Genomic DNA, 24,938 nt, shown 5'->3' with positions numbered 1-24,938 from the left:
CGGCTCGTGTTCGGCGGCCTGCCGGACGGTGCTCACCCCGCAGGTGTAGCAGAGGGCACCGACGCGCGGCCGAACAGCAGTCCCGCGGTGATCAACACCAGCGACGCGGCATACACCCACCAGATCGGCACCGCCAGCGCCTCGGAGCCGAGCACGAACTTGTCGATGCCGATCATCGCGTCGGACACCGCAAAACACACCGCGCCCAGCGCCGTCCACGGGGTGGGCAGATCGGCCAGCAGCGCGGCGCACACCATCGCGCCGAGGACGGCGATGTACACCACCACGGGCACCGCCATTCCCTGTTCGAGTAGCCGCGGCCAGAACCACACCAGCAGCGCCGCGCAGGCCACCGCGACGACAGCGACGCCGGCCATCCTGCGGCGTGACGGATGCCGCAGCGGCCACAGTGCTGCCAGGAAGCACAGGTGGGCGATCAGGAACGCGGCCAGCCCGAGCACGAATGACGGTTCCCACCAGGGCATCGCGAGCAGGTAGTCCCCCGCGGCCGAGAACAGCAGGGCACCGACCAGCAGGCGCCTCTCCCGCCCGACCGGGTGGGTCAGCGCCGCACCGGCGAGCAACACCGCGGCCAGCGCTTTCACCGCGGGCTGCAGGCCGAACTGTCCGGTCAGCTCGGCCCCCGCGGCCACGCGGGTGGACGTGACGATGAGGAACACCCCGTAACCGGCCGCCACCGCGACGGCGGCCACCCACAGCGCGTGTGCGCGAGTCCTCGGCATGCGGAGAACCTACTATCTGACGCGATGGGCAGAATTCGGCGCCGCGTGCGACCAGCCAGTGTTCGCGTCGCAGCGCTCGATGTCGCACACAGTCGGCGACGGTCGGCGGTGGTGCTGGGGCCGGTGGCGCTCCCGTCGGCCGACGACCTCACCGCGCGACTTCTGGCGATGGCCGAAGCCGGTCCGGCGTCCAGGATCGGGTTGCTTCCGGACACCGCGGGCACCCGCTGGCGGTTCTGCCCGGACTCGCTGCGGCAGGCGGTCTCGACGACGGTCCGCGACCCGGTATCGGATCCGGTCGAGTTGCTGAGCACACTTCGGCAGGCGCACGGGGACGCGCTGCGGATCCTGGCCGCCGGTGACTACCTCGCGATCGACTTCAGCCACGGGCTCGGCGAGGTGCCGCTGCTCGACATCCTGGTCGCCGTGCTCCTCGGCGCTGTGGATCCCGGCGACGACGCGGTGTGGAATCCGTACCGCGGCGCGCTGTCGCCGTTGGTGCTGGCCGCGGTGCGCGCAGTCGGTCTGGCTCCCGGCCGTCTCGTGCCGCTGTGGCGTCAGCACCGGCGCAACGTCGCCGCGCCTGCCCCGCCGGCACCGCCGGATGCGCCGCCGGTGGCCCCGTCAGCGACCACCCGGGTCACCCTAATCGATGCGGAAACGGTGAAAGAGCTTCGGCGGCACCGTGATCGCGTCCTTCCAGGTGTCAGCATGTTCGCCGTCCAGACCTGCGCGCTGGCCGAGGCGTTCACCGCGGCCGGCTTCGACGTGGATCCGACGGTCACCGCGCCGTTCGACGTCCGGCGCTACCTGCCCGGGACACGCAGCACGCTGGCCTCGTTCTCGGCCGGACTGGATTTCACACTCGACCGGTCGGCCGGGCCGCGCGGTCTGCACGCCGAGATGACCGCGGCGGCGCAGATGGCGCGCCCTGTCGCCAACCTGGTCGCGGGCACGGTGAAGACGCGAATGGCGATGCGAGCGGGTCATCAGCAGGAGTGGGAGGTCCCCGCCCGCCCGCGGCTGCGTCTGCTGCATTCGAGCATCGGCACCGTACCCGGGCACCCGTGGTCGTTCAGCGATCCTGCCGACGCCCGGATCCTGGTCGCGAGCGACCCCGTGAGTCCGTGCGGGGTGACCGTCACCTCGGCGACGGTGATGGGGTCGCTGTGGCTGACCGCGGAGTTCCACGGCACCGTCTTCGATCCCGAGCGGATCGGCGCCGCTCTGGCTTCGGTGCCCGATCACGCGCGCGCCCTGCTCGGCCGATGAGCGGCTACTCGTAACCGTTGTCGTTGCCGGGAGCGTAGTACGGGTTCACGCTGCGGAAGACCACGGTCTGGCCTTGCTCGTACACCGTGCTCCACTTCGGGGATCGGCGCAGTGCGTCCTGGACGATGTCGACGGCTTCTGGGCGGAAGTCGCCGTAATAGCGGATCGCCTTGTTGGACTGCTCGCTGAAGATCACGTAGGCCATGTAGACGCCGTTGGTCACGTCGTCGCTGAGGGTCTTCAGATCCTCCTCGGTCGGGAACGACGCCTTCAGTTCGGCCAGCCGCGGATCCCGGCCGTCCCACAGGTCGTAGCTGACCGGCTCGTCGTAGTACGGGTTGAACTGGGTGAGCTCGGCGTAGTCGGCGTTGAGCCGGGTCGGCATGCCGCCGAGGCGCATCATCACGAACCGGGTGCGTTTGTCGGCGCCGGTGGTGATCGACTGCATCACGTCGACCTGCGCCCTGGTCTCGAAGATGAAGGGCCACAACGCGACATAGCCGTGCAGTCCGGCCAGGGCCGCCGTGGTGGCCGCTGCCACGGCCACCGTTTGCACGGCCCCTCGGCGCAGTCGTGTCCCGGTCGCGCCGACCGCCCCGACCACGGCCGGGGCGATCAGGATCGCGCAGCCGAGAAGCGAGTACAGGTACACCCGGAAGATCGCCTCGCCGCCGTAACTCTGTCCCAGCAGCAGACCGAACGAGCTGAACGCGACGATGCCCAGTGCGAGCACCGGACGTCGGTGGCGGCGCATCCAGACGGCGGTCGCCAGCGCGGTCAGCAACACGATCACCGACAGGCCGCGCACCACGGCGGAGGTGAAGTCCTTCGCGGGCAGCCCGGAACTCTGAACGTTGCTGCCGGCGTTGTCAAGTGGGCTGCCGCCGGACAGCAGACCGTAGGGCAGCACGGCCTCGAGGTTCAACAGCAGATAGCTCACGGCGATCGACACCATCGCGACCGAGATCCACCACGGCCGGGCCCTGCCGAACACGCAGAGCAGACATGCCGCGGCGACGGCCCAGAACGGGGTGAGCTGGTGGGTGGGCACCATCGCGGCGAACACCACGATGGCGAGCACCCCGCACCCCCGGCTGCCCGGCGACGCGAGCAGCAGGGTCATCATGCCGAAGGCCAGCACCACCGACCACGCCTGCGGCGAGAAATAGTCCTGGCCAACCCAGTTCGCGATCTCGACGATGAACGCCGCGGTGACGGCGGTGCGCCGGGAACGTCCGAGCACCCGGGCGGCGGTGTAGGCCGTCAATGCGATCAGGACGTGCATGACGGGGGCGAACACGTGGGCCACGGACAGCGCCGGTATCCCCGTGACCTCACAGAACCACGCCCAGGTGGTGAAGAACGCGGTCCACTGCGCGTAGATGTCGGTGCCGTCGGGGGCGATGCGTCCGTTGACCATGATGTAGTCGACGACGGCGAGGTGCTTGTAGGTCCAGTCGTAGAGCGGCACCTCTGTGGCCACCACCGTGGTCACCCGGGACACGACAATCGCCGACGCTACGGCGACCGCCGCGGGCAGCAGCTGCCGGTCGCGCACCGCCAGCAGCAGGGCCCAGGCACACAGCACGATGCTCACCGCCAGCAGCGGTCCGGACCCGGAGAACAGCAGACCGTAGTACCCGGCGTCGGCCCCGGGCAGACCGGGCACCGCGACCGCCCACACCACCAGCGCGGCGACGCTGAGCAGTAGGGAGAGATGGCGCCGCACAACGTTTCCGCGCGGCGCCGCTGCCGTCACGCCGCGCCGGCGCCATCCGCGGGCCGCCTCCAGCACCGAGGTGTGGTTGCGCCGGTACCAGTACGCGCTGCTGCTCGCGACGACCAGGACCTGCACCCACAGGATGCCGGCCGGTTCCCACCGGTAGGACCACATCGCCGTGATCGCCGCCAACGTCGCGATCGCCATCCCGAGCACGGGCACCGTGGACAGCAGCGCGCGCCGCGGAATCCGAACCCAGGTCAGCACGGCCGCGCCGGGGCCGATCGCGATGAACACCGCGAGCGCGATCGCTCGCAGCGGGCTCGGCAGGCCGGTCAAAGCGACCGCTCCCGCGACCGCGCCGACCGCGGCGAGGTCGGCCATCCGTATCGGCGTCACGGGGATGCGCCGCAGCACAAACGTTTCGGAGTTCCGCACGAAGGTGGTGGGTGCTGTCACGGGTTCGAGTGTGGCGGTCATCGGCGGCCTGCCATCGCGGTGTTGCGGGTCTGTTGACGCCTTCCCTGCCAGAGGGCCCGGGGTCCGCCGAGCACCGACAGCACCTCGATACGCCCCACCGAAGAGGGCACGGCGTCGGCGATCCCGTCGGACATCCGTGCCGGCGAGGTCATGATGGCGCCGTAGTCGGCGCCGGCACGCAGCGACGACCGGAAGCGTCGGCGCAGCACCTGCACCGCCAGGCGCCGGTGCGAGGCGTCCAGGCCCACCTTGGTCAGCCACGCGCCCAGCCCGAGGCCGTATCCGCGGGCCTGTTCGAGCAGGGCTTCGTTGTCGCTGCGATGCCGGTGCCACACGATCGCGGCAGGTTCGGTGGCCAGCGCATCACCGGCGGTGAGCACCCGGAAGAACAGGTCGAGGTCTTCACCGCCCTGTGACGCGGTGCCCGCGCCGAGCGCCTCGTCGAAACCGCCGAGTTCGAGCACCCTGTCCCGCTGCACGGCGAAGTTCGCACCCGTGCCGAATCGACCGACCTGGAACGGAAACAGCGGCTGGTCGGCCGGCGGCTCGGCCATGCTGAACACCCGCGGCTCCAGCGATCCGGCCCAGGTGACCCGCTGGTCGAAGTAGGCCTGGGCGGCGGTGCGCAATTCTCCGCTGGGCACCAGACCCGACACGCAGGAGACCTTCGGCGACCGCGCGAACCCGGCGGCGAGAGCGCGCAGCCAATACGGGTCCACGACGACGTCGTCGTCGGTGTAGGCGACCACCAGATGGTGCGCCCGGCGCAGTCCGGTGTTCCTGGCCACCGACAGTCCGGGAACGGGCTCCTCGACGTAACGCACCCGCGGATGACCGTTCCGTTCGACCACTCGCGCCGTGGCATCGGTACGCGGCGCGTTGTCGACGACCACCACCTCGAAATCCGGATAGTCGACGGCCAGAACAGAATCCAGTGCGTCTGCGAGCTGGTCGGGACGTTCCCTGGTGCACAGCACCACCGAGACCGCCGGGAGGGCGGCGGCGGTACCGGGGTCCTGCGGGGACGGGCACTGCGGAACGGGCAGACGCACCACGCCGTCGTCGATGGGGGCTTCGACGAAAGCGACCGGCCGGTTACGGTGCCGTACCAGCACCCGCGCCACGTGATAGCCGTCCGCGTGGTCGGGGGCGAACTTCACCGTGCCATCGTCGGCGGGTGTCAGCTCGTCGACATCGAGCATGCCCACCCATCGGGCCTGCGGCCACACCCGAGCGCCTTGCGGCGGCATCGCGGGTTGGAGTGTTCGCGGCGCGGTCATGGCACTGTCACCCGGACCCAGTCCACGAGCATGGTCGACGGATTGGGCGTGGAGGTGTCCGGCGGTCCGGGCCAGTCACCGCCGACGGCGACGTTGAGCAGCAGGAAGAACGGCGCATCGAACACCCACCGACTGCCTTCGGCCAGGTCGGTGGGTGTGACGCTGAACAGCGTGACGTCGTCGACGCCGGTGACGATGCGGCCGGGGGTGCGCTCCACCCAGTAGGTGTGGAACTCGCCGGCCATTGGGAACGGGACCGGCCCGGAGGCCGAAATCTGTTCGCCGCGAGCATGTCCGGCGCGCGGCAGGTGTACGCCGGTGTGGAATTCGGCGGCGTGGTTGAGGGTTTCGATCACGTCGATCTCCCCCGCGTCGGGCCAGCCGATCCGGTCGACGTCGCGGCCGAGGAGCCAGAACGCCGGATGCAGCCCGGTGCCGGCGGGCAGCTTGATCCGCGCCTCGGCGCGGCCGGTCGCGAACTCGACGCTGCCCTGCGTGGTGATCCGTGCCGATGTGATCCGATCCAGCCCGTCCCCGCGGGCGGTGATGGCCAGATGTCCGGCGCCGTCGAGGCTGACGTTCGCAGGACTGTCGGTGTAGGTCTGCATCTCGTTGTTGCCCCAGCCTCCACCGCCGGTCTGGCAGCGCCACTGCGGAGACGGTTTCGAACCGGCGGGGCCGTCGAAATCGTCGGCGAAGATGACCCGTGGCCCGCTCGGCTCGGCGTTGCCGACGGGCGCGGATGCCGAACAGCCGGTGAGCACCATCGCACCCGCCGCGAGTGCACCGCTCATCACCCAGCGAGAAGTTCTGTGCCTCACGCTGTTTCCTCGACCAGGTCGCAGACCTGCGGGTCCGTCGAACTGCTGGGCGGTGATCCTGCGAATCCCGTGGTGCCGACCGCGACCACCGCGACCAGGATGCCGTAGACGGCCATGCGCTGGGCACCACCGGAACCGAAGAACGAGTGCCCACCCATGTAGGTGACGTAGCCGACGACGCTGACCACACCCGAGAGCGCGGCGACCGCACGGCGTTCGAGCGAGAGCTCCGACGTGGAGCCGAGCGCGATGAACAGCGCGCTGACCGAGCCCAGCGTCATGAAGAGCACGATGAACGTCAGGTTCCACGCATAGTCCACGCGGTAGGTCACCACGCCGGAGGCCGCCATCCCCCACCCGGCGACGGCCAGCAGCAGTGCCGGGCCGCGATCGGCCACCCGTTGCACGAGCAGGCTCGCCGCGACGAACAGCACACCCAGGCCGGTCACCACCAGGCCGACGTTCATCGCCCGGTAGAGCTCACTGCACGGCCACTCCCCCGCCGGCCCACAGAACGCGACCCCGAGCGGTCCCAACGTGTCGTCGCGGTAGCCATAGTTGCCCCGCCACGTCGCGGACACCACCCATTCGGCGGCGAAGTACACCAGCGGCGCGAGCGCCACCCACGCCGTAATTCGCGAATTCCCCAGCCATGCACTGACTTTTGGCATCATTCCCCCGTCTGCGGTCCCACCGTCGCGGCCAGCCCCACGAGATAGCCCACCGAGGTGATCAGCAGGCCGGCGGCCAACGCCAACACCCGGGTGGGCTGCCGCCGGGCCCTCCACAACCCGGAGGGAAGTGTCTTGGTGGTGTACGCGCGCTCGCTGCGCAGCGCCGGGCCACGGCCGCAGAGCCGGCTCAGCGTCGCCTTGCTGCGCCCCTCATGAAAACAGCGCCGCGCGAAGTACCTCGCGGTGGCGCGGTCGGCGGGCACAGCATGCGAGACGGCGAACCCGGTGCGGCGGACGATGCGGGCCAGCGGATCTCGACGGACCAGTTCGATGCCCATCATTGTCTCTTCGCAGCCGGCGGGCACCGCACCGATGCGCCCGAGCCTGTCGGAGAAGCCGCCGATCCCGGTCAGTTCCGTCTTCCGGACGGCCATCGCCGCGCCGATGGGATTGCGGATCGCGGCCCCGTCGGGCGGCAATCCGCGGTAGTCGCATCCGACGACCCAGTCGAACTCCGGCGGGAACCACTGCGGCCGGCCTGCCTGCCAACTCGGATGCACCGCGCCTCCGAGCGCGGTGACCGTGGGATCGACGAAGGCCGAGCGCACCTCCTCCAGGGCGTCGTCGTGCAGGACGGCGTCGTCGTCGAGGAACACCACGACCTCTGCGGAGGCCGCGTGCATTCCGGTGTTCCTGGCACCCGACAGACCCTGCCGGAACTCGTTGGCCAGCACGAGAACCCGCGTGCCGTATGTGTCGTGCAGATCGCGATGCAGTACGTCGTTGCCGTCGACCACCAGGATCAGCTCGTCGTCACGGCGGAGCTGCCGCAGCGCCGCGGCGACCGCATGGTCGAGCAACCTCCTGCGGGCGCTGGTGTAGCAGCAGATGACCACGCTCATCGAGATCCGCTCCGGAAGTGCGTCTTCCAGCGGCAGGGGCTGTGCGGTCACCGCGACCAGCCGAGGACCGCCGCGACCCGGGCCGCGCGGTGTTCCCGACGCTCACGATTGATGGTGCGAAGCACGCGCAGGCCGTCGGTGACCGCGTTGAGGTTGCTGCGCCCGTGAATTCGCCTGCCCTCGAAGCTTCCCACCTCGTGGATGAGCCAGCCACTGCGCGCGGCCCGGACGTTGATCACGGTCTCGATCTCGAAGCCGTCGCCCCACTGCGGTTCGGTGGTGTCTGTCGCCGGCAGATCCAGGCAGTTCAGGTTGCGGCGCCAGAAGGCGTTGTAGCCGTAGCACAGATCGCTGAACTCGGTCTTGAACAGCCGGTTCACCAGCCAATTGAGCGCCTTGTTCCCCATCCGCCGGATCTGGGTGATGTCGTCGCTGCCGCCACCGCCGGAGAACCGGCTGCCCTTGGCGAGGTCGGCGCCGGCCATGAGCGCGTCAACGAAGCGCGGGATCTCGGCCGGATCTGTCGAACCGTCACCGTCGATCATCACCACGATGTCACCGGTGGCGGCTTGGAAACCACACGCCAGGGCGTTGCCCTTGCCGGCGCGGGTCTGCTCGATAACCGTGGCGTTCGGCCACAGCGCACGGGCGACGTCGGCGGTGCCGTCCTCGGACCCGCCGTCGATGACCACGATCTCGTCGACCGGCGGCATCCGCCGCGCGACGTAGGAGAGATTGCGCGCCTCGTTCCGCACGGGCAGGACCACGGTGACGGTAGGCTGCGCAGGTTCCGGGGTCGGCGTTGAAGGAATGTTTGCCAGAAATCGACCCAACTGAGCGTAAACACGCGTGTCTGACTCCGGAACGATTTCCGTCACTTTTTCGAAACTCCTTGTAGAGCCGTCTTTTCGGCGCATACCGCACCGGAGCGCACCTGAGGAAACGGGCCAGTGAGAGCACGGGTCTGTCAATTAACTGTGCGCCACCTTAGCGAAAATGCATGCAAATGTGGCCGCCCCCTCCCCGGGTATGACCAGCATCACAACTTTGGGTAGCCTAAGCAAACTTCGACCGCTTTAGTATCCTCACCGACAGCGAGTCTCCGACACCCTTCCGTCCCCGTTGACTCCCCTCTCTCCGACATACCTAGGACCCGACGATGCCGATGACCGGCCGTTTCCTCTCCCCCGGCCTCGGCATCGACATCGCCGCGGTGATGACCTCAAGCGCGGCCACGGGCGTACTCGGTTTCGTGTTCTGGACCGTGGCCGCCCGGGGATACGACGCCGCCGAGGTCGGGCGCGCGTCGGCCATCATCTCGTCGGCGACCCTGATCGCCATCCTGGCCAACTTCAGCCTCGGCAGTCTCTATGAGCGCTTCCTGCCACTGGCCGGCGGTCACACCCAGCAGGTGGTGCGCCGCGGCATCATGTTCGTCTCGTGCACCGGCCTGCTGTTCGGCACGGTGTTCGTCCTGGTCGGCCCCCGTGCCGCACTTTTCCCGAATTGGCCTGAGGCCGTGCTCTTCCCGGCGTTCGTTGTGGTGCTCGCGGTGTACGCGCTGCAGGACCAGATCCTGATCGGACTCAGCCGCGCCCGGATGATCGCGACCAAGAACATCGGACAGTCAACCGCGAAACTCGTCGTAGTGGCGGCGCTCATCCCGCTGGCGACCGGCGCGGCCATCGTGTGGTCGTGGGTGCTGCCGGCAGCGGCGATCACCGCGATCATCGCGCTGGTGGTGATCCGGCGCGAGACCGCGCAACGCCGAGGGACAGCCGCCCTGCCCCCGCGCCGCGAACTGATCCAGTTCTTCGCGAGCTCATATGCGATCAACGCGGTGGGCGTGACCGTTCCGCTGTTGGTGCCGCTGATCGTCGTCGCGCAGCTCGGCACCGAGATGAACGCGTACTTCTCGATGTGCTGGCTGGTGGTTAACACCCTCGGTGTGCTCGTCGGCGCGACCGCGGCACCGTTCATCGCCGCCGCCTCGACGCCGGGAGCCGACCTGCGCTCGTGCACACAGCGATTCGTCCTGATGTGCGGTGGCGCCGCGCTGGCCGGTTGTGCCGCGCTGCTGGTCGCCGCCCCGTTCATCCTCGGCATCCTGGGCCCGCAGTACGCCGAACACGGCACCACACTGATCCGGATGATGGCGCTCACCCTGCCGTCGGTGGCGTTGATGACCGTCTACACCGCGCTCGCGCGGCTTCAGCGCCGACTCCGTCTCGCCGTGGCCGCCCAGCTGCTACTCGGCATCGTGGTGGTCAGTGGGGTCATCCTGACCACCGGGCGGTGGGGCATCGACGCCGTCGGCTACACCTATCTCGCCGCCGAGCTGCTGAACACGCTGATCCTGCTGGTCCCCACATTGCTGCTGTTGCGCAAGGTCGCCGCCACCCCGCGCGGACAGGCTCTCGATCACGTCAGCCCGACCGCCCCACGCCCCGACCTCACCGAGTACGGCGCCATCGAACACGACTCGGTGGCCGCACGTTTCGCCGAGATCGCCGCGCAGAAGCGGGACGCCGTCGCTTTGCGCAGCGACAGCGGCGCCGTCAGCTATGGCGAACTGCACGCAGCGGCCGCCGCATGGACCGCGCAGCTGCGGGGGCGCGCCGACCCGGAGTCCGCGGTCGCACTGGTCGGTGACCTCACCCCCCAGACCGTCGCCGTCGTCATGGGCGGCTTCGCGTCGGGAGCGCCGCTGGTGCCCCTCGACACCGGCCTGCCGGTCGACCGGATGACCCACATCTTCGACACGCTCGAAAAGCAGGGCCTGCGTCCGGGCACCGTGGTGGTCAAGGACGGGCATCCGCTCAAACAACAGCTCGACGGCAACTTCTCAGTGTGGTCGACCGACCCGCCGACCGATCCGGCACCGGCCCCGACCGGGGTGCCGCACCTGGGCTTGCAGACCGTGACCAGCATCCAGTTCACCTCAGGCTCTTCCGGTGAGCCCAAGGCGGTGCTCCACGTCAACGGCACCTGGCTGAGCGACTGGGTGCTGCACCGGGATCGGTTCGGCATCGTCGACGGCGCCCGGGTCGCGCTGTGCATGCCGGTCAGTTTCGCCGCCGGTCTCAATGTGCTGATCGGGTCGCTGCTGTCGGGCGCCGAGGTGATCGCGATCGATCCGCGCAGCTGCACACCCGAGGCGGCGGCCGATCGCCTCGCCGACGCCGACATCGTCATGTGCACACCGTCTTTCCTGCAGTCGGTGGTCGAGATCGGCGGCACCCGCACCCTGGATCGCGTGCGCCGCATCGTCACCACCGGCGAACCGGTGTACGGCAACGTCATCCGGCGCGCCCGAGAGCTGGCGCCGAATGCGGTACTGACCAACTGGGCAGGCTCCTCGGAGACGCTCGGCATCGCGCACTTCGACATGTGGCCCGGCGATCCCATACCGGCCGGGGTGATCCCTGCCGGGGTCGCGGTACCGCACAAAAAGCTCGCCATCGACGATCAGGGCCGGCTGACCGTCACCTCGCAATATCTGGCAGCCGGCTATCTGGCACCGGCGAGCGCGACCACCACCTTCGTCGAAAACCCGGACTCCACCCGCACTTTCGTCACCAATGATCGTGCCCGCATCGACGACTCCGGGGTTCTGGTGGTGCTCGGCCGGATGGACGCGGCCCTCAAGATCCGCGGCTACCTGGTCGAACCGGCCGAGGTCGAGGCCGCGCTGCTGGACTGTCCCGGTATCCGGGAGGCACTGGTGCTGGCCGACACCACCTCCCAGACACCGACGTTGACGGCCTATGTCGCGCCGGCCCCGGGCACCCGCACCCCCGCGGTCGCCGACGTTCGGGCGCAGCTTCACGAGCGACTGCCGGCGTGGATGGTGCCCAGTCATGTGGTGATGCTGGAATCGCTGCCCCGCAACGAGCGTGGCAAGGTCGACCGCCGGTCGCTGCCGAGACCGGAGCGTGGACCGATCGTCCCCGCGACCCCGGGCCTGGAGACCGGCATCGCGGCCACCTGGGCCCATGTGCTGCGCCTGGACCAGGTCGGCCGCGACGAGAACTTCTACGCGCTGGGCGGAGATTCACTCAACGTCGCGCAGGTCATCGCCGCGGTCGGCGAGCGGCACGGGGTGCGGCTGACGGCCTCCGATCTGGCCGGCGCGCCGACGGTCGCGCAGTTCGCCGACATCGTGGCCGCACGGCGCGCGGGTCTACCGACCCCGGGCGCGAGCACACTCGCGCCGACCACGGTGCTGTTGCGCCCGCCGGGCGAGAACACTCAAGAGACGTTGTTCTGCTTCGCCGGGGCCGGCGCCTCGGCTCTGACGTTCGCGCCGCTGGCCGATCGCGTGGACCGCGAGACCGCCGTGGTGGCTTTCCAGGCTCAGGGTCTGGAGAACCGCGCGTTCCCCGACTGGACGGTGGGACGAGCGGCACGCCGCCACCTCGGCGACCTGCTCGCGCTCCAGCCCCAAGGTCCGTACCGGCTGGTCGGTCATTCGCTCGGAGCGTTCATCGCCATCGAGGTGGCCGACCGGTTGCGCGCGCTCGGTCATGAGGTCGAGCTGGTCACGATGCTCGATCCGTTCCTGCCGCCGCGCACCGTGCGCGCGGCCCGCAAGCACCTGCCCGGGGTGCGATCCACCCTGCTCGAACAGACACCGGCCGACCGGTCGGTGCTGTGGCGGCACCGGTTGTGGCTGCCGCTGGCCGGCATCGTCGAGGGCACCGCCGAACAGAAGGTCGTTGCGCTTCGCGAAGTCGGCGTCCGGGTCGGCCGGCTCCACCGGCCCAAGCCGTACACCGGGCGAACTCTGCTGGTACTCAGCACCTTCAACCTTGACGACGACCGCGTCTGGGCGCAATTGCTCACCGGCGAGCTGACCGTCGAACGTGTCCACTGCGACCACGATTCGGTGGTCCGCGACCCGCACGTGGCGCGCGTCGTCGACCTGATCTCGGCCGCGAAGGCTCAGAGTGCCGGGGCCGAAGCCAGTTCCACATCGCCCATCGCGCCGTGATGGGCGGATCCGGGTAGGTCGACGCGGCGCAGCGACAACGTAATCGCGCCCCGGCGCGGGCCGGACCTCATGCCCGTGGTCACGCCGACAGTGGGGTCCGTTCCGCATCCGCCAGGGCCACCACCGCGCGCGCCGTGCGCAACGCGGCACGGGCACGCACACCGGCGGGCGCGTTCCACTGCACAGGTGCCTCGACGCTGACCGGCACCGCCGGCAGCGCTCTCAACATCCCGACCACGTCGATGCAGCCCTCCCCGGGGAACAGCCGCGCGGTGCGGCCCTGGTGGCGCAGCTCGTCGATGGTGTCCGGCCGGGGCAGCGCCGCATCGCAGATCTGCACGTAGCGGATCCACCCGTCGGGCACCTTGCGGAGATCCTCCGGGGTGCTCAGCGCACGGTCATAGTGGATCGCGTCGATGAGCAGACCAGCGCCGCTGCCCGCGCCGCGGCGGACGATCATCACGGCTTCGTCGAGATCACGGACCTCCGTCCACGGCATCGGCTCCAGGTTCGGCGTGAGACCGAATTCCCCTGCGAACACGCTTAATTCGGCGAGATTATCGGCCGTGCGACCGCGGTCGGGATCGTTACCGGTGACCAGCACCTGCGTCGCGCCGAGGTGGGCGCCGGTCTCGAGGAAGGCTCCGAAGTCATCGCGGACCCTTGTGTCGGGGCGCAGCCGGAGCACTTCGACGTCGAGGACGAACAGGCCGCTGTCATCGAGCCGGCGCCGGGTCTCGCGGATCAGCGGGGTGATGCCCACGGTCGGGCGGATCGGTTCCTGCTCGGTGGCGCGGATCAGGCGCAGTCCGACACCGTCGTAGCCCGCCTCGGCGGCACAGGTAACCAGATCCGGTGGACTCAGTTCCAGCACGGTCAGCGGGGCGAGACAGACGGCCCTGGCCTGACCGGCGACCGGTTTACGACGGCTCGGCAAGAATTTCACGCACACTCCTCGCTTCCTGTGATCGCCCCATTCTCGGTGAGAAAGCGCGCCCGCGGGCGGCTACCCCAACCGGCTGCCGCGTACGGTGTCAGCCATGGCTGACCTGGATCCCGTGCTGCAGAAGGTGCTGGAGGCTGTGCCCTTCCAGCTGTCGACCGAGGGCGGCCCGGAACCGGCTCGGCAACGGTTCCGGGAACTGCCGCGTAGCCCGATCCTGCCAGAGGTCACCACCCACGACCGCACCGTCGACGGTCCCGCCGGGCCGATCCCGGTGCGCGTCTACCGTCCGCCGGCTGAGGACACCCCGCTGCCGGCGGTGGTGTTCATCCACGGCGGCGGATGGACGGTGGGCGACCTGGACACCTACGACGGACAGGCCCGGATGCACGCCGTGGGCGCAGGAGCGGTGGTGGTGTCGGTCGACTACCGGCTGGCGCCCGAACACCCGTATCCGGCGGCGGTCGACGACGCCTGGGCCGTGACCCGGTGGGTGGCCGAGAACGCCGGCGATCTGGACGCCGATCCGGCCCGGCTCGCGGTGGCCGGCGACTCCGCGGGCGGCAACCTCGCCGCCGTGGTCGCCCAGGCGGCGCGCGACGCCGGCATCGCGTTGCGCTTCCAGCTGCTGTGGTATCCGTCGACGACGTTCGACACCTCACTTCCGTCCTTCACCGAGAACGCCGAGGCGCCGATCCTGGACCTGGCGGCCTGCAAGGGGTTCACCCGGTGGTACATCGGTGACACCGACCTGTCGGAGCCCCCGGTCACTCTGGTGCCCGCCCGTGGCGAACTCGCCGGTCTGCCACCGGCTTACATCGCCGTCGCCGGCCTCGATCCGTTACGCGACGACGGGATGCGGTACGCCGAGCTCCTCACCGCCGCGGGGGTGGCGGTCGAGTTGGACCACGCGGAGTCACTGGTACACGGCTACCTGGGTTACGCGGGAATCGTCCCGGCCGCGACCGAGGCCACCGATCGCGGATTGGCCGCGCTGCGGGCGGCGCTGGGATAAAGCTCACCGAAGCGAACAGCCGCCTGCCCGTCCGGCGTTATGGTCGGCGCGGAGGTCATGATGACGACACCTGACTGTGAAACCGTGATCGTCGGGGCCGGATTCTCCGGCATCGGGACGGCGATCCGGCTGGACCGCTCCGGCATGCCCGACTACCTCGTCGTCGAGGCCGGCGACGAGCCCGGCGGCACGTGGTATTGGAACACCTATCCCGGCATCGCGGTCGACATCCCGTCGTTCTCCTACCAGTTCTCGTTCGAGCAGAGCACGGACTGGTCGCGCACCTACGCACCGGGTCACGAGCTCCAGGCCTACGCCGAGCACTGCGTCGACAAGTACGGGCTACGTCCCAAGATGCGCTTCGGCACGACGGTCCGCAGCGCGGATTTCGATGACGCCGAAGGGTTCTGGCGCCTCAGTCTGCTTTCGGCCGACGGGCCGGGCACCCTGACCGCCCGGTATCTGGTCAACGCCGCAGGCGCGTTGACCGTCCCGAATCTGCCCGACATTCCCGGCGTCGACACATTCGACGGCGTGACCATGCACACCGCGCGCTGGGACCACGATCAGGACCTGCGCGGTAAACGCGTCGCCGTCATCGGGACCGGCGCCTCGGCCGTGCAGGTGATCCCCGAGATCGCCCCGATCGTCGAGCAGCTCACCGTGTTTCAGCGCACCCCGATCTGGTGTTTCCCGAAGTTCGACGTCCCGTTGTCGAGGACGGCCAGGCTCATGATGCGGCTGCCGCTGGGCAGGACGGTGCAGCGGCTGCTCAGCCAGACCTACGTCGAGCTGACGTTCCCGCTCGCCGCGCAGTACTTCACGGTCAACCCGATGGCCAAGAGGATGGGCGCGGTGGGCGAGGCGTATCTGCGCAAGCAGGTCCACGACCCCGTCGTACGCGACAAACTCACGCCCCGCTACGCGGTCGGCTGCAAAAGGCCGGGCTTCCACAACACCTACCTCTCGACGTTCAACCGCGACAACGTCGAGCTGGTGACCGAGCCCATCGACAAGATCACCGGCTCGGGGGTCGCAACCACCGACGGCACGTCATACGACGTCGACGTGCAGATCCTGGCCACGGGGTTCAAGGTGCTCGACATCGACAACATTCCGCCCTATTCGGTGACCGGTCCGAATGGACGGTCGCTGGCCCGGTTCTGGGACGAGAACCGGCTGCAGGCCTACGAAGGCGTCACCGTTCCGGGCTTCCCGAACTTCTTCACCGTGTTCGGCCCCTACGGCTACGTCGGCTCGTCCTACTTCGCACTGATCGAGGCCCAAACCCGCCACATCGTGCGATGCCTGGACACCGCGCGGCGCCGGGGCGCCACGCGGGTCGAGGTGCGCCGCGAAGCCAACGACCGGTACTTCGCGGAGATGATGCGCAAACGGCACCGCCAGATCTTCTGGCAGGACACCTGCCGATTGGCCAACAGCTACTACTTCGACTCCCACGGCGATGTGCCGTTGCGGCCGGCCAGCACGCTCGAAGCGTACTGGCGCAGTCGACGATTCCCGATCGACGACTACGAATTCGCCTCCTGAGGCACGACAAACCGGACGTCTCAACAGAAAATCCCACACCCGTTGCGGGCCTGGGGTTTTCGTCGCTTGATCGTCGTCAGACGGCGTTCTTGAGGTCGTCGACCTTGTTGAGCTGCTCCCACGGCAACTCGATGTCGGTACGGCCGAAGTGCCCGTACGCCGCAGTCGGTGCGTAGATCGGGCGCAACAGGTCGAGGTCTCGGACGATAGCGCCGGGACGCAGGTCGAACACCTCGCCGATGGCCTTCTCGATCTTGACCGGGTCGACGGTCTCCGAGCCGAACGTCTCGACGAACAGACCCACGGGTGCGGCCTTGCCGATCGCGTAGGCGACCTGGACCTCGACACGCTCGGCCAGGCCCGCGGCGACGACGTTCCTGGCCACCCAGCGCATCGCGTACGCGGCCGAGCGGTCCACCTTCGACGGATCCTTGCCGGAGAACGCGCCGCCACCGTGACGGGCCCAGCCGCCATAGGTGTCGACGATGATCTTGCGGCCGGTCAAGCCGGCGTCGCCCATCGGGCCGCCGAGCACGAACTTGCCGGTCGGGTTGACCAGAATGCGCGGATTCGAGGTATCCAGCGTGTCGTGGCCTAATTCGGTCAGCACCGCGTCGATGACGTGCTGCTTGATCTCTGGAGCCAGCTGGCTCTCCAGATCGATGCCGTCGGCGTGCTGGGTGGACAGCACGACGGTGTCCAGGCGCACCGGGGTGGTGCCGGCGTATTGCACGGTGACCTGGGTCTTGCCGTCGGGACGCAGGTAGCCCAGGGTGCCGTTCTTGCGAACCTCGGTGAGCTTGCGCGACAACCGGTGCGCCAGCGCGATCGGCAGCGGCATCAGCTCGGGAGTGTCGGCGATCGCGTAGCCGAACATCAGTCCCTGGTCGCCGGCGCCCTGCGCGTCCAGCGGATCAGCGGCACCCTCCACCCGGGTCTCGTGGGCGGTGTCGACGCCCTGGGCGATGTCCGGAGACTGTGCACCGATACCGATGTTGACACCACAGGTGAGGCCGTCGAAACCCTTGTCGGAATGGTCGTAACCGATCTCGAGGATCCGCGACCGCACGGTGTTGGTGATGTCGGCGAACGCTTCCTTGGCGTTGGTCGTCACCTCGCCGACGACGTGGACCTGACCGGTTGTCACCAGCGTCTCCACCGCGACGCGGGACTTCGGATCGTCGGCGAGCAGCGCGTCGAGCACCGAGTCGCTGATGGCGTCGCAGATCTTGTCGGGGTGTCCCTCGGTCACCGACTCACTGGTAAACAGCCGAGCTTCACTCACGTCCGATTCCTTCCACTCAAGCGAACCTGAGATAGTTAGTCAGTCAACTTACCCGCGAGGGTCGCACCGCTCCGGGCGCCCCTAGCACCCAAGCGTGTCCCCCCGCTGCGCGCAACCTTTACACGCACGCTGACTGGTCTTACCAAAGCTTGTACGGCGTCACCCGCCACCGGAGTGCAGGAAAGCCGCGATCGCGTCCACAATACGGCTCGCGATGACGGTCTTCGAACCGTGCTCCAGCGCTGTCTCGGTTCCGTCGGCGGACAGCAGCCAACCATCGTTGTGGTCGACCTCGAAGGCCCGGTTCTCGCCGACCGCGTTGACGACCAGCAGATCGCAGCCTTTGCGCGCGAGTTTGGCGCGCGCATGGAACAGCACGTCGCCGTTCGCGTCGCCAGTCTCGGCGGCGAACCCGACGATGGCGGCCATGTTCGGCAGCTGCCCATCACGGCGGGAGCGGACCGCTCCGGCGAGCACGTCGTCGTTGCGGACCAGCTCGATGGCCGGGTCGCCCTCCTCGGAGGGGCCCTTCTTGATCTTGGTGGCGACCGGGTTGGCGGGCCGGAAGTCGGCGACCGCGGCGGCCATCACCAGCACGTTGGCGTCGGGGGCGTGCTTGGACACCGCGTCCCGCAGTTGTGTCGCCGACCCGATGTGCATCACGTGCACCCCGGCCGGGTCGATGAGCCCGGCGGTGTTTCCCGCGATCAGCGTCACCTCCGCGCCGCGCTGGGCCATCACCCGGGCCACGGCGTAACCCTGCTTGCCGGAGCTGCGGTTGCCGATGAAGCGCACGGGATCGATCGGCTCTCTGGTGCCGCCGGCGGTGACCAGCACCTTCACGCCGGCCAGGTCATAGGGCAGCGCGTCGCCGCGAGCCAGCAGCAGCTGGGCCAGCGTGCTGATTTCCTCGGCCTCGGGAAGGCGGCCGGGGCCGGTGTCGGCGCCGGTGAGACGCCCGGAGGCGGGTTCCATCACGATCGCCCCGCGGCGGCGCAGCGTCGCGACGTTCTCGACAGTCGCCGGGTGCAGCCACATCTCGGTGTGCATCGCCGGCGCGAACAGCACCGGACATCGCGCGGTGAGCAGCGTCGCGGTCAGCAGGTCGTCAGCGCGTCCGATCGCTGCGCGGGCGAGCAGGTCGGCAGTCGCCGGGGCCACAACGACGAGATCGGCGTCCTGACCGAAGCGGACGTGTGGCACCTCGTGGACGTCCTGGAACACCCCGGTGTGCACCGGGTTGCCGGAGAGTGCTTCGAAGGTGGCAGCACCGACGAAGCGCAGCGCCGATTCCGTGGGGACGACCCGGACACTGTGACCGGCCTCGGTGAGCTGACGGACCAGCGTGGCCGCCTTGTAAGCGGCGATGCCACCGGCTACGCCGACGATGATCCGCTTGCGCTCCACTACGAAAGGCCCGCCCGGTTACTCGTCCTCGGTGTGTTCGAGGAGGTCACCGTGGATCTCGCGCAGTGCGATCGACAGCGGCTTCTCCTGCAGGCCGGGCTCGACCAGCGGTCCGACGTACTCAAGGATGCCGTCGCCGAGCTGGTTGTAGTAGTCGTTGATCTGGCGCGCCCGCTTGGCTGCGTAGATCACCAGCGCGTACTTGCTCGACGCGCGGTCGAGCAATTCGTCGATGGGCGGGTTGGTGATGCCCAGGGGTGTGTCGTAGGCGCTGGCTGCCGACGGATCGATGTCGACCGCGGCGGACTGCGGGGTGCTCACGTAGAGGATCTCCTCAAAGTCTGGATGTCAGGGCCTAATCACGCCGTACCGGAGTGTGGGCCACCAGCAAGGATACCAATTCGGCGCATGCAGACTCCAATTGAGTGTTCACGACGACCGCGTCGAAGTCGCCCTGCGCGGCCAGTTCATCTCTGGCGGTCTGCAACCGGCGCGCCCTCACCTCGGGTGTCTCGGTGCCGCGACCCACCAGCCGGCTCTCCAGCACCTCCCAGCTGGGGGGCGCCAGGAATACCGTGACGGCCTCGGGCAGCGCCTGCTTGACCGCGCGCGCACCGGCGAGGTCGACCTCGATCAACACGGGCCGACCCGCAGCCGTGGCCTCGCGCACCGGTCCGGCAGGGGTGCCCGAGCGGTGCAGCCCGCCGTGGATCTCGGCCCATTCGAGAAGGGCACCCTCGTCGATGAGCTGCGCAAACTGCTCTGCCGTCACGAAGAAGTAGTCCACGCCCTCGACTTCACCGGGCCGCGGGGCCCGCGTGGTGACCGAGACGCTGAAGTACAGGTCCACGACCCGCTCACGCAGGCAGCGCACGATCGTGGACTTTCCGACGGCAGACGGGCCGGACAACACCAGGACCGTCGCCCTGGACGCGCTGTCCGGCCCTCCGCCCTCGCTCACAGCCTGTTAGGAGAAGTCGAACTTTTCCAGCAGGGCCTTGCGCTGACGGTCACCCAGCCCGCGCAGCCGGCGCGTCGGGGCGATCTCGAGTTCGGTCATGATCTCCTGCGCCTTGACCTTGCCCACCTTGGGCAAAGCCTCCAGCAGCGCCGAAACCTTCATCTTGCCCAGGACTTCGTCGGTCTCTGCGTCCTTGAGCACCTGCTTGAGGTTGGTGCCGCCGCGCTTGAGCCGGTCTTTGAGCTCGGCTCGTGCTCGACGTGCGGCAGCAGCCTTCTCCAACGCTGCCGCGCGCTGTTCGTCGGTCAACTGGGGAAGGGCCACGGGTTTCCTCCGTATCGTCCATCAACTGATTTGTCTGGGCCGGTGGTGGTGTGAACCAGAACCAGCCAGCGTGGACGACCGTACCCACGCCGACAGACGAAAGCTAACCCCACCCCCGGCTTGTCGCATCAAAACCCCAGCGTGTAGGGCGCTATTGGGCAGTCACCACCGGACTGCCGGGACGCTCGTCACGTACCCCCGAGCCAGCCTTACCGCACCAAACGACCTGCATATGGCCGGTATTTGCAGTCTCGGGCTGTTTGCCGACAGAAGTTCGTCACGGGCACCCGGCGGTGACGCGGCGTCCAGGCGCGAAACTCTGAGAATTTCGCTGGTCATCGCGTGTCGGGCGTGTCGCAGGGACTCTTGGCGAGAAGGCTCGCTATTTCGCCAGGTAGGCGACGGCGTCACGCATCCGCGCGGCGGCATCGCGCAGGCCTGTGATGTCCGGACCCGCCCGCAGCACCTCCCGCGAGACGGCGGGCAGCAGCTGGCCGGGAAGGGCGCCTCCCAGGCCGCCCAGCGCCTCGGGACGCCCGCCCTGGGCGCCGACGCCCGGCACGAGCACCGGACCGTCGAGCGCGCCCACATCGGGCGGTTCGGCCAGCGTCGCGCCGACCACCACTCCGACGGTGCCCGGGCCGGCCGTGCGATTGGCCTCGGCGGCCGCGTCGACGATCGACTGCGCGACGGTGCGCCCGCCGGCGTCCGCGCGCTGCACGCTCGCGCCCTCGGGATTGGACGTGGCGGCCAGCACGAAGACCCCGCGGCCGTGGGCGCGGGCGGTGTCCAACAGCGGCTGCAGGGAGCCGAAGCCCAGATACGGCGATGCCGTGACCGCATCGGCGGCCAGAGGTGAGTCGCCGGCCCATGCGGCCGCGTAGGCAGCCATGGTCGAGCCGATGTCGCCGCGCTTGGCGTCGGCGAGCACCAGCACGCCGGACCGGCGTAGCGCCGCGATCGTGGCCTCCAGCACGGCGTATCCGGCCGAGCCGTACGCCTCGAAGAACGCCACTTGCGGCTTGACCACCGCGAAGCCCTCGAACGCGGCCACGCACGTCTCGCTGAACGCCGCCAGCCCCGCGGCGTCGGTGGTCAGGCCCCAGGATCGGAGCAGCTCCGGATGCGGGTCGATGCCGAGGCACAGCGGTCCGCGGCGCGCCACCGAGGCCCTCAGGCGGTCACCGAACCCGCCCGCGGTCACGAGCCCAGCACCGAGTGCAACTCCTGCAACGACATCACGCCGATGTCCCCGCGGATCGCCGCCTCGATGCCTTGGACCGCGGCCGAGGCGCCCTGCACCGTCGTGACACACGGGATGTTCATCGACACCGCCGCCGAACGGATCTCGTAGCCGTCCACGCGGGGCCCGGAATTGCCGTACGGAGTGTTGATCACCATGTCGACCTCCCCGGCCCTGATCGCGTCGACCGCAGACCGCGCGGGCCGGTCCGGAGTCGGCTCCTCGAAGTGCTTGCGCACCTCGTCGCATGGAATCCCGTTGCGCCGCAACATCTCCGCAGTTCCCTCGGTGGCCAGAATGTGGAAGCCGAGGTCGGCCAGACGTTTGACCGGGAACACCAGTGAGCGCTTGTCGCGGTTGGCCACCGACACGAACACGGTGCCCTGCACCGGCAGCGAGCCGTACGCGGCGGCCTGACTCTTGGCGAACGCGCTGCCGAAGTCGTGGGCGATGCCCATCACCTCCCCGGTGGACTTCATCTCCGGGCCGAGCAGCGAATCGATCTGTGCACCGTCGGCTTTGCGGAACCGGTGGAACGGCAGCACGGCCTCTTTCACCGCCACCGGCGCGCTGCGCGCGGTGGTCGCGCCGTCGCCGGTGCGGGTCAGCACACCTTCCTCCCTCAACTCGGCGATGGTGGCGCCGAGCATCACCCGTGCGCACGCCTTGGCCAGCGGGACTGCGGTGGCCTTGGACACGAAGGGCACGGTGCGGCTCGCCCTGGGGTTGGCCTCCAGCACATAGAGCACGTCGTCCTTGAGCGCGTACTGCACGTTGAGCAGGCCCACCACGCCGATCCCGAACGCGATCGCCTCGGTGGCACGCCGGACCGCCTCGATGTCGCTGCGCCCCAGGGTCACCGGCGGCAACGCACAGGCAGAGTCGCCGGAGTGGATACCGGCCTCCTCGATGTGCTCCATCACCCCGCCGATGTACACCTCGGTGCCGTCGCAGAGCGCGTCCACGTCGATCTCGATGGCGTCTTCGAGGAAGCGGTCGACCAACACCGGGTGCTCGGGAGAGAGCTGGGTGGCCCGGGTGATGTAGCCCTCCAGTGTCTTCTCGTCGTAGACGATCTCCATGCCGCGGCCGCCGAGAACATAGGACGGCCGGACCAGTACCGGATAGCCGATCTCGGCGGCGATGCGGCGGGCCTGATCGAAGCTGGTGGCCATGCCGAACCGCGGCGCGGGCAGTCCCGCGGTGGTCAGCACCTCTCCGAAGCGGCCACGGTCCTCGGCGAGGTCGATGGCCTCGGGCGGGGTGCCCACGATCGGGACCCCAGCCTTCTCCAGGCGTTCGGCGAGCCCGAGCGGAGTCTGCCCGCCGAGTTGGACTATCACTCCGGCCACTCCGGGCCCGCCGACGCCGGATTTCTGCTCGGCGTGGTAGATCTCCAGCACGTCCTCGAACGTCAGCGGTTCGAAGTAGAGCCGGTCCGCGGTGTCGTAGTCGGTGGACACCGTCTCCGGGTTGCAGTTGATCATCACGGTCTCGAAGCCCGCATCGCTGAGCGTGGTCGCCGCGTGCACGCAGCTGTAGTCGAATTCGATGCCCTGCCCGATGCGGTTGGGCCCCGAGCCGAGGATGAGCACCTTCGGCCGATCGGTCTGCGGGGCGACCTCGGTCTCGGCGGCCGGGTCCAGCTCGTAACTGCTGTAGTGATACGGCGTCTTGGCCTCGAATTCGGCGGCGCAGGTGTCGACGGTCTTGTACACGGGGTGGATCCCGAGGCGTTGCCGCAGCGCGCGCACCCCCATCTCCCCTGCCAGTTCCGGACGCAGCGCGGCGATCTGGCGGTCCGACAGGCCGTGATGCTTGCTGCGGCGCAGCAGCTCGGCGCCCAGCACCGGCGCGTCGATCAGTTCGGCGCGCAGGCGCACCAGCCCGCTGATCTGGTCGACGAACCACGGATCCACCCCGGACGCGGCCGCGACCTGCTCGACGGTGGCGCCCAGCCGCAGCGCGTACTCGATGTCGTACAGCCGGCCGTCGGTCGGCGTGCGCAGCCGCTGAAGAACCGCGTCGACGTCGCCCTCGGGGTCGGGACCTGTCCAGAAGCCGGTGCGGGTGCTCTCCAGCGAGCGCATCACCTTGCCGAGCGCCTCGATGAAGTTGCGGCCCAGCGACATCGCCTCACCGACCGATTTCATCGTGGTGGTCAGGGTGGCGTCGGCGCCGGGGAACTTCTCGAACGCGAACCGGGGCGCCTTGACCACGACGTAGTCGAGCGTCGGCTCGAAGGAGGCCGGCGTCTCCTTGGTGATGTCGTTGACGATCTCGTCGAGCGTGTAGCCGATCGCGAGCTTGGCTGCGATCTTGGCGATCGGGAACCCGGTCGCCTTGGAAGCCAGCGCCGACGACCGCGACACCCGCGGGTTCATCTCGATGACGATGAGGCGGCCGTCTTGCGGGTTCACCGCGAACTGGATGTTGCAGCCGCCGGTGTCCACGCCGACCTCGCGCAGGATCTCGATGCCGAGCGTGCGCATGGTCTGGTATTCGCGATCGGTCAACGTCATGGCCGGCGCGACGGTCACCGAGTCCCCGGTGTGCACGCCCATCGGGTCGAAGTTCTCGATCGAGCACACCACCACGACGTTGTCGTGGCTGTCGCGCATCAGCTCGAGTTCGTATTCCTTCCATCCATAGATGGACTCTTCGATCAGCACGTTCGCCGACGGCGACGCGGCCAGGCCGTCACCGGCCATCCGCTCGACCTCCTCGGCCGAGTAGGCCATGCCCGAGCCCAGGCCGCCCATCGTGAAGCTGGGCCGCACCACCACGGGCAGGCCGAGCTCGGCGACCGTTTCGCGCACCTCGTCCATGGTGAAACAGACGCGGCTGCGGGCGGATTCACCGCCGACCTTGGTGACGATGTCCTTGAACTTCTGCCGGTCCTCGCCGCGCTGGATCGCGTCGAAGTTGGCACCGATGAGCTCGACGCCGTAGCGGTCCAGCGCGCCGCTCTCGTACAGCTTCACCGCGGTGTTCAGCGCGGTCTGCCCGCCGAGAGTGGGCAGCAGCGCGTCGATCTTGTTGCCGCGCTCGGCCTGCTGGGCGATCACCTTCTCGACGAACTCGGCGGTGATCGGCTCCACGTAGGTGTGGTCGGCGTACTCGGGGTCGGTCATGATCGTGGCCGGGTTCGAGTTGATCAGCGTGACCTGCAGGCCTTCGGCCCGCAGCACCCGGCACGCCTGTGTGCCGGAGTAGTCGAACTCGGCGGCCTGGCCGATCAGAATCGGGCCCGACCCGATGACCAGGACATGGTTGAGGTCGCAGCGACGCGGCATCTGTTACTTCTCCTCTTCGGCGCCGCGA

19 protein-coding genes are annotated in these 24,938 nt (G+C 69.0%); 4 read left to right on the top strand and 15 right to left on the bottom strand.

Annotated features, from left to right (window positions below; genetic code table 11):
* Nucleotides 1–32 precede the first annotated feature (32 nt).
* Nucleotides 33–743 (bottom strand): lysoplasmalogenase, encoded by a 711-nt coding sequence (locus ACTWP6_RS00435; RefSeq protein WP_260752130.1) that lies wholly within the window; start codon nucleotides 741–743, stop codon nucleotides 33–35.
* A 24-nt stretch (nucleotides 744–767) separates the two neighbouring features.
* Between ACTWP6_RS00435 and ACTWP6_RS00430 the strand changes: the two genes are divergently transcribed.
* Nucleotides 768–2,015 (top strand): hypothetical protein, encoded by a 1,248-nt coding sequence (locus ACTWP6_RS00430; protein WP_443186548.1) that lies wholly within the window; start codon nucleotides 768–770, stop codon nucleotides 2,013–2,015.
* Between the two features lie 4 nt (nucleotides 2,016–2,019).
* Here ACTWP6_RS00430 and ACTWP6_RS00425 read toward each other — a convergent pair whose 3' ends face one another.
* From ACTWP6_RS00425 to ACTWP6_RS00400, 6 genes are read right to left on the bottom strand one after another with little or no spacing between them, the layout of a single operon-like run.
* Nucleotides 2,020–4,194 (bottom strand): hypothetical protein, encoded by a 2,175-nt coding sequence (locus ACTWP6_RS00425; RefSeq protein WP_443186547.1) that lies wholly within the window; start codon nucleotides 4,192–4,194, stop codon nucleotides 2,020–2,022.
* 17 nt (nucleotides 4,195–4,211) lie between these two features.
* On the bottom strand, nucleotides 4,212–5,495 hold the full coding sequence (locus ACTWP6_RS00420) for a glycosyltransferase family 2 protein (protein ID WP_443186546.1): 1,284 nt from the start codon (nucleotides 5,493–5,495) through the stop codon (nucleotides 4,212–4,214).
* On the bottom strand, nucleotides 5,492–6,289 hold the full coding sequence (locus ACTWP6_RS00415) for a glycoside hydrolase family 16 protein (RefSeq protein WP_443186545.1): 798 nt from the start codon (nucleotides 6,287–6,289) through the stop codon (nucleotides 5,492–5,494). The genes ACTWP6_RS00420 and ACTWP6_RS00415 overlap by 4 nt, the downstream gene beginning before the upstream one ends.
* A 23-nt stretch (nucleotides 6,290–6,312) precedes the next feature.
* Nucleotides 6,313–6,987: a hypothetical protein gene (locus ACTWP6_RS00410; RefSeq protein ID WP_260752119.1), complete on the bottom strand. Its 675-nt coding sequence runs from the start codon at nucleotides 6,985–6,987 to the stop codon at nucleotides 6,313–6,315.
* On the bottom strand, nucleotides 6,987–7,943 hold the full coding sequence (locus ACTWP6_RS00405; protein WP_443186544.1) for a glycosyltransferase family 2 protein: 957 nt from the start codon (nucleotides 7,941–7,943) through the stop codon (nucleotides 6,987–6,989). The genes ACTWP6_RS00410 and ACTWP6_RS00405 overlap by 1 nt, the downstream gene beginning before the upstream one ends.
* Nucleotides 7,940–8,770, bottom strand: a complete 831-nt coding sequence (locus tag ACTWP6_RS00400) for a glycosyltransferase family 2 protein (RefSeq protein WP_443186543.1) — start codon at nucleotides 8,768–8,770, stop codon at nucleotides 7,940–7,942. The genes ACTWP6_RS00405 and ACTWP6_RS00400 overlap by 4 nt, the downstream gene beginning before the upstream one ends.
* A gap of 281 nt (nucleotides 8,771–9,051) precedes the next feature.
* Here ACTWP6_RS00400 and ACTWP6_RS00395 point away from each other — a divergent pair, with 281 nt between their 5' ends.
* The gene (locus ACTWP6_RS00395; protein ID WP_443186542.1) at nucleotides 9,052–12,885 is read left to right on the top strand and encodes an alpha/beta fold hydrolase; all 3,834 of its coding nucleotides are present in this window, start codon (nucleotides 9,052–9,054) and stop codon (nucleotides 12,883–12,885) included.
* A 79-nt stretch (nucleotides 12,886–12,964) separates the two neighbouring features.
* Here the strand turns inward: ACTWP6_RS00395 and ACTWP6_RS00390 are convergent, their stop codons facing one another.
* Nucleotides 12,965–13,831, bottom strand: coding sequence for a sugar phosphate isomerase/epimerase family protein (locus ACTWP6_RS00390; protein ID WP_260752114.1), 867 nt, complete (start codon nucleotides 13,829–13,831; stop codon nucleotides 12,965–12,967).
* Nucleotides 13,832–13,925: 94 nt separating this feature from the next.
* Here ACTWP6_RS00390 and ACTWP6_RS00385 point away from each other — a divergent pair, with 94 nt between their 5' ends.
* The gene (locus ACTWP6_RS00385; RefSeq protein ID WP_443186541.1) at nucleotides 13,926–14,843 is read left to right on the top strand and encodes an alpha/beta hydrolase; all 918 of its coding nucleotides are present in this window, start codon (nucleotides 13,926–13,928) and stop codon (nucleotides 14,841–14,843) included.
* A 60-nt stretch (nucleotides 14,844–14,903) separates the two neighbouring features.
* On the top strand, nucleotides 14,904–16,394 hold the full coding sequence (locus tag ACTWP6_RS00380) for a flavin-containing monooxygenase (RefSeq protein ID WP_260752112.1): 1,491 nt from the start codon (nucleotides 14,904–14,906) through the stop codon (nucleotides 16,392–16,394).
* Between the two features lie 76 nt (nucleotides 16,395–16,470).
* On the opposite strand, the gene metK is transcribed toward ACTWP6_RS00380, so the two are convergent.
* From metK to carB, 7 genes are all read right to left on the bottom strand, one after another.
* The gene (metK, locus tag ACTWP6_RS00375) at nucleotides 16,471–17,679 is read right to left on the bottom strand and encodes a methionine adenosyltransferase (protein ID WP_443186540.1); all 1,209 of its coding nucleotides are present in this window, start codon (nucleotides 17,677–17,679) and stop codon (nucleotides 16,471–16,473) included.
* Between the two features lie 159 nt (nucleotides 17,680–17,838).
* On the bottom strand, nucleotides 17,839–19,086 hold the full coding sequence (gene coaBC, locus ACTWP6_RS00370; protein ID WP_443186539.1) for a bifunctional phosphopantothenoylcysteine decarboxylase/phosphopantothenate--cysteine ligase CoaBC: 1,248 nt from the start codon (nucleotides 19,084–19,086) through the stop codon (nucleotides 17,839–17,841).
* 18 nt (nucleotides 19,087–19,104) lie between these two features.
* Nucleotides 19,105–19,416 carry a DNA-directed RNA polymerase subunit omega gene (rpoZ, locus tag ACTWP6_RS00365; protein ID WP_443186650.1) on the bottom strand — a complete coding sequence of 104 codons (312 nt, stop codon included), beginning with the start codon at nucleotides 19,414–19,416 and terminating at the stop codon, nucleotides 19,105–19,107.
* Nucleotides 19,417–19,441: 25 nt separating this feature from the next.
* Nucleotides 19,442–20,047, bottom strand: coding sequence for a guanylate kinase (gene gmk, locus ACTWP6_RS00360; protein WP_443186538.1), 606 nt, complete (start codon nucleotides 20,045–20,047; stop codon nucleotides 19,442–19,444).
* 6 nt (nucleotides 20,048–20,053) lie between these two features.
* Complete coding sequence (gene mihF, locus ACTWP6_RS00355; RefSeq protein WP_003932123.1) at nucleotides 20,054–20,371, bottom strand: integration host factor, actinobacterial type; 318 nt, start codon at nucleotides 20,369–20,371, stop codon at nucleotides 20,054–20,056.
* 382 nt (nucleotides 20,372–20,753) lie between these two features.
* The gene (pyrF, locus tag ACTWP6_RS00350) at nucleotides 20,754–21,575 is read right to left on the bottom strand and encodes an orotidine-5'-phosphate decarboxylase (protein ID WP_443186537.1); all 822 of its coding nucleotides are present in this window, start codon (nucleotides 21,573–21,575) and stop codon (nucleotides 20,754–20,756) included.
* On the bottom strand, nucleotides 21,572–24,910 hold the full coding sequence (gene carB, locus ACTWP6_RS00345) for a carbamoyl-phosphate synthase large subunit (protein WP_443186536.1): 3,339 nt from the start codon (nucleotides 24,908–24,910) through the stop codon (nucleotides 21,572–21,574). Before carB ends, pyrF begins: the two co-directional genes overlap by 4 nt.
* Nucleotides 24,911–24,938 lie beyond the last annotated feature (28 nt).

Source organism: Mycobacterium sp. 4D054 (genome assembly GCF_052245755.1).
Classification (GTDB): Bacteria; Actinomycetota; Actinomycetes; order Mycobacteriales; family Mycobacteriaceae; genus Mycobacterium.
The sequence above is the reverse complement of the archived record's forward strand: the minus strand, read 5'-3'. Positions and strand labels throughout refer to the sequence as shown.

What these genes read in the sequence shown, in the direction of transcription:
- ACTWP6_RS00415 (WP_443186545.1), bottom strand. Translation starts at nt 6,289, where the DNA reads ATGAGCGGTGCACTCGCGGCGGGTGCGATGGTGCTCACCGGCTGTTCG.
- ACTWP6_RS00380 (WP_260752112.1), top strand. Translation starts at nt 14,904, where the DNA reads ATGACGACACCTGACTGTGAAACCGTGATCGTCGGGGCCGGATTCTCC.
- ACTWP6_RS00385 (WP_443186541.1), top strand. Translation starts at nt 13,926, where the DNA reads ATGGCTGACCTGGATCCCGTGCTGCAGAAGGTGCTGGAGGCTGTGCCC.
- carB (WP_443186536.1), bottom strand. Translation starts at nt 24,910, where the DNA reads ATGCCGCGTCGCTGCGACCTCAACCATGTCCTGGTCATCGGGTCGGGC.
- ACTWP6_RS00435 (WP_260752130.1), bottom strand. Translation starts at nt 743, where the DNA reads ATGCCGAGGACTCGCGCACACGCGCTGTGGGTGGCCGCCGTCGCGGTG.
- ACTWP6_RS00410 (WP_260752119.1), bottom strand. Translation starts at nt 6,987, where the DNA reads ATGCCAAAAGTCAGTGCATGGCTGGGGAATTCGCGAATTACGGCGTGG.
- ACTWP6_RS00420 (WP_443186546.1), bottom strand. Translation starts at nt 5,495, where the DNA reads ATGACCGCGCCGCGAACACTCCAACCCGCGATGCCGCCGCAAGGCGCT.
- ACTWP6_RS00430 (WP_443186548.1), top strand. Translation starts at nt 768, where the DNA reads ATGGGCAGAATTCGGCGCCGCGTGCGACCAGCCAGTGTTCGCGTCGCA.
- ACTWP6_RS00395 (WP_443186542.1), top strand. Translation starts at nt 9,052, where the DNA reads ATGCCGATGACCGGCCGTTTCCTCTCCCCCGGCCTCGGCATCGACATC.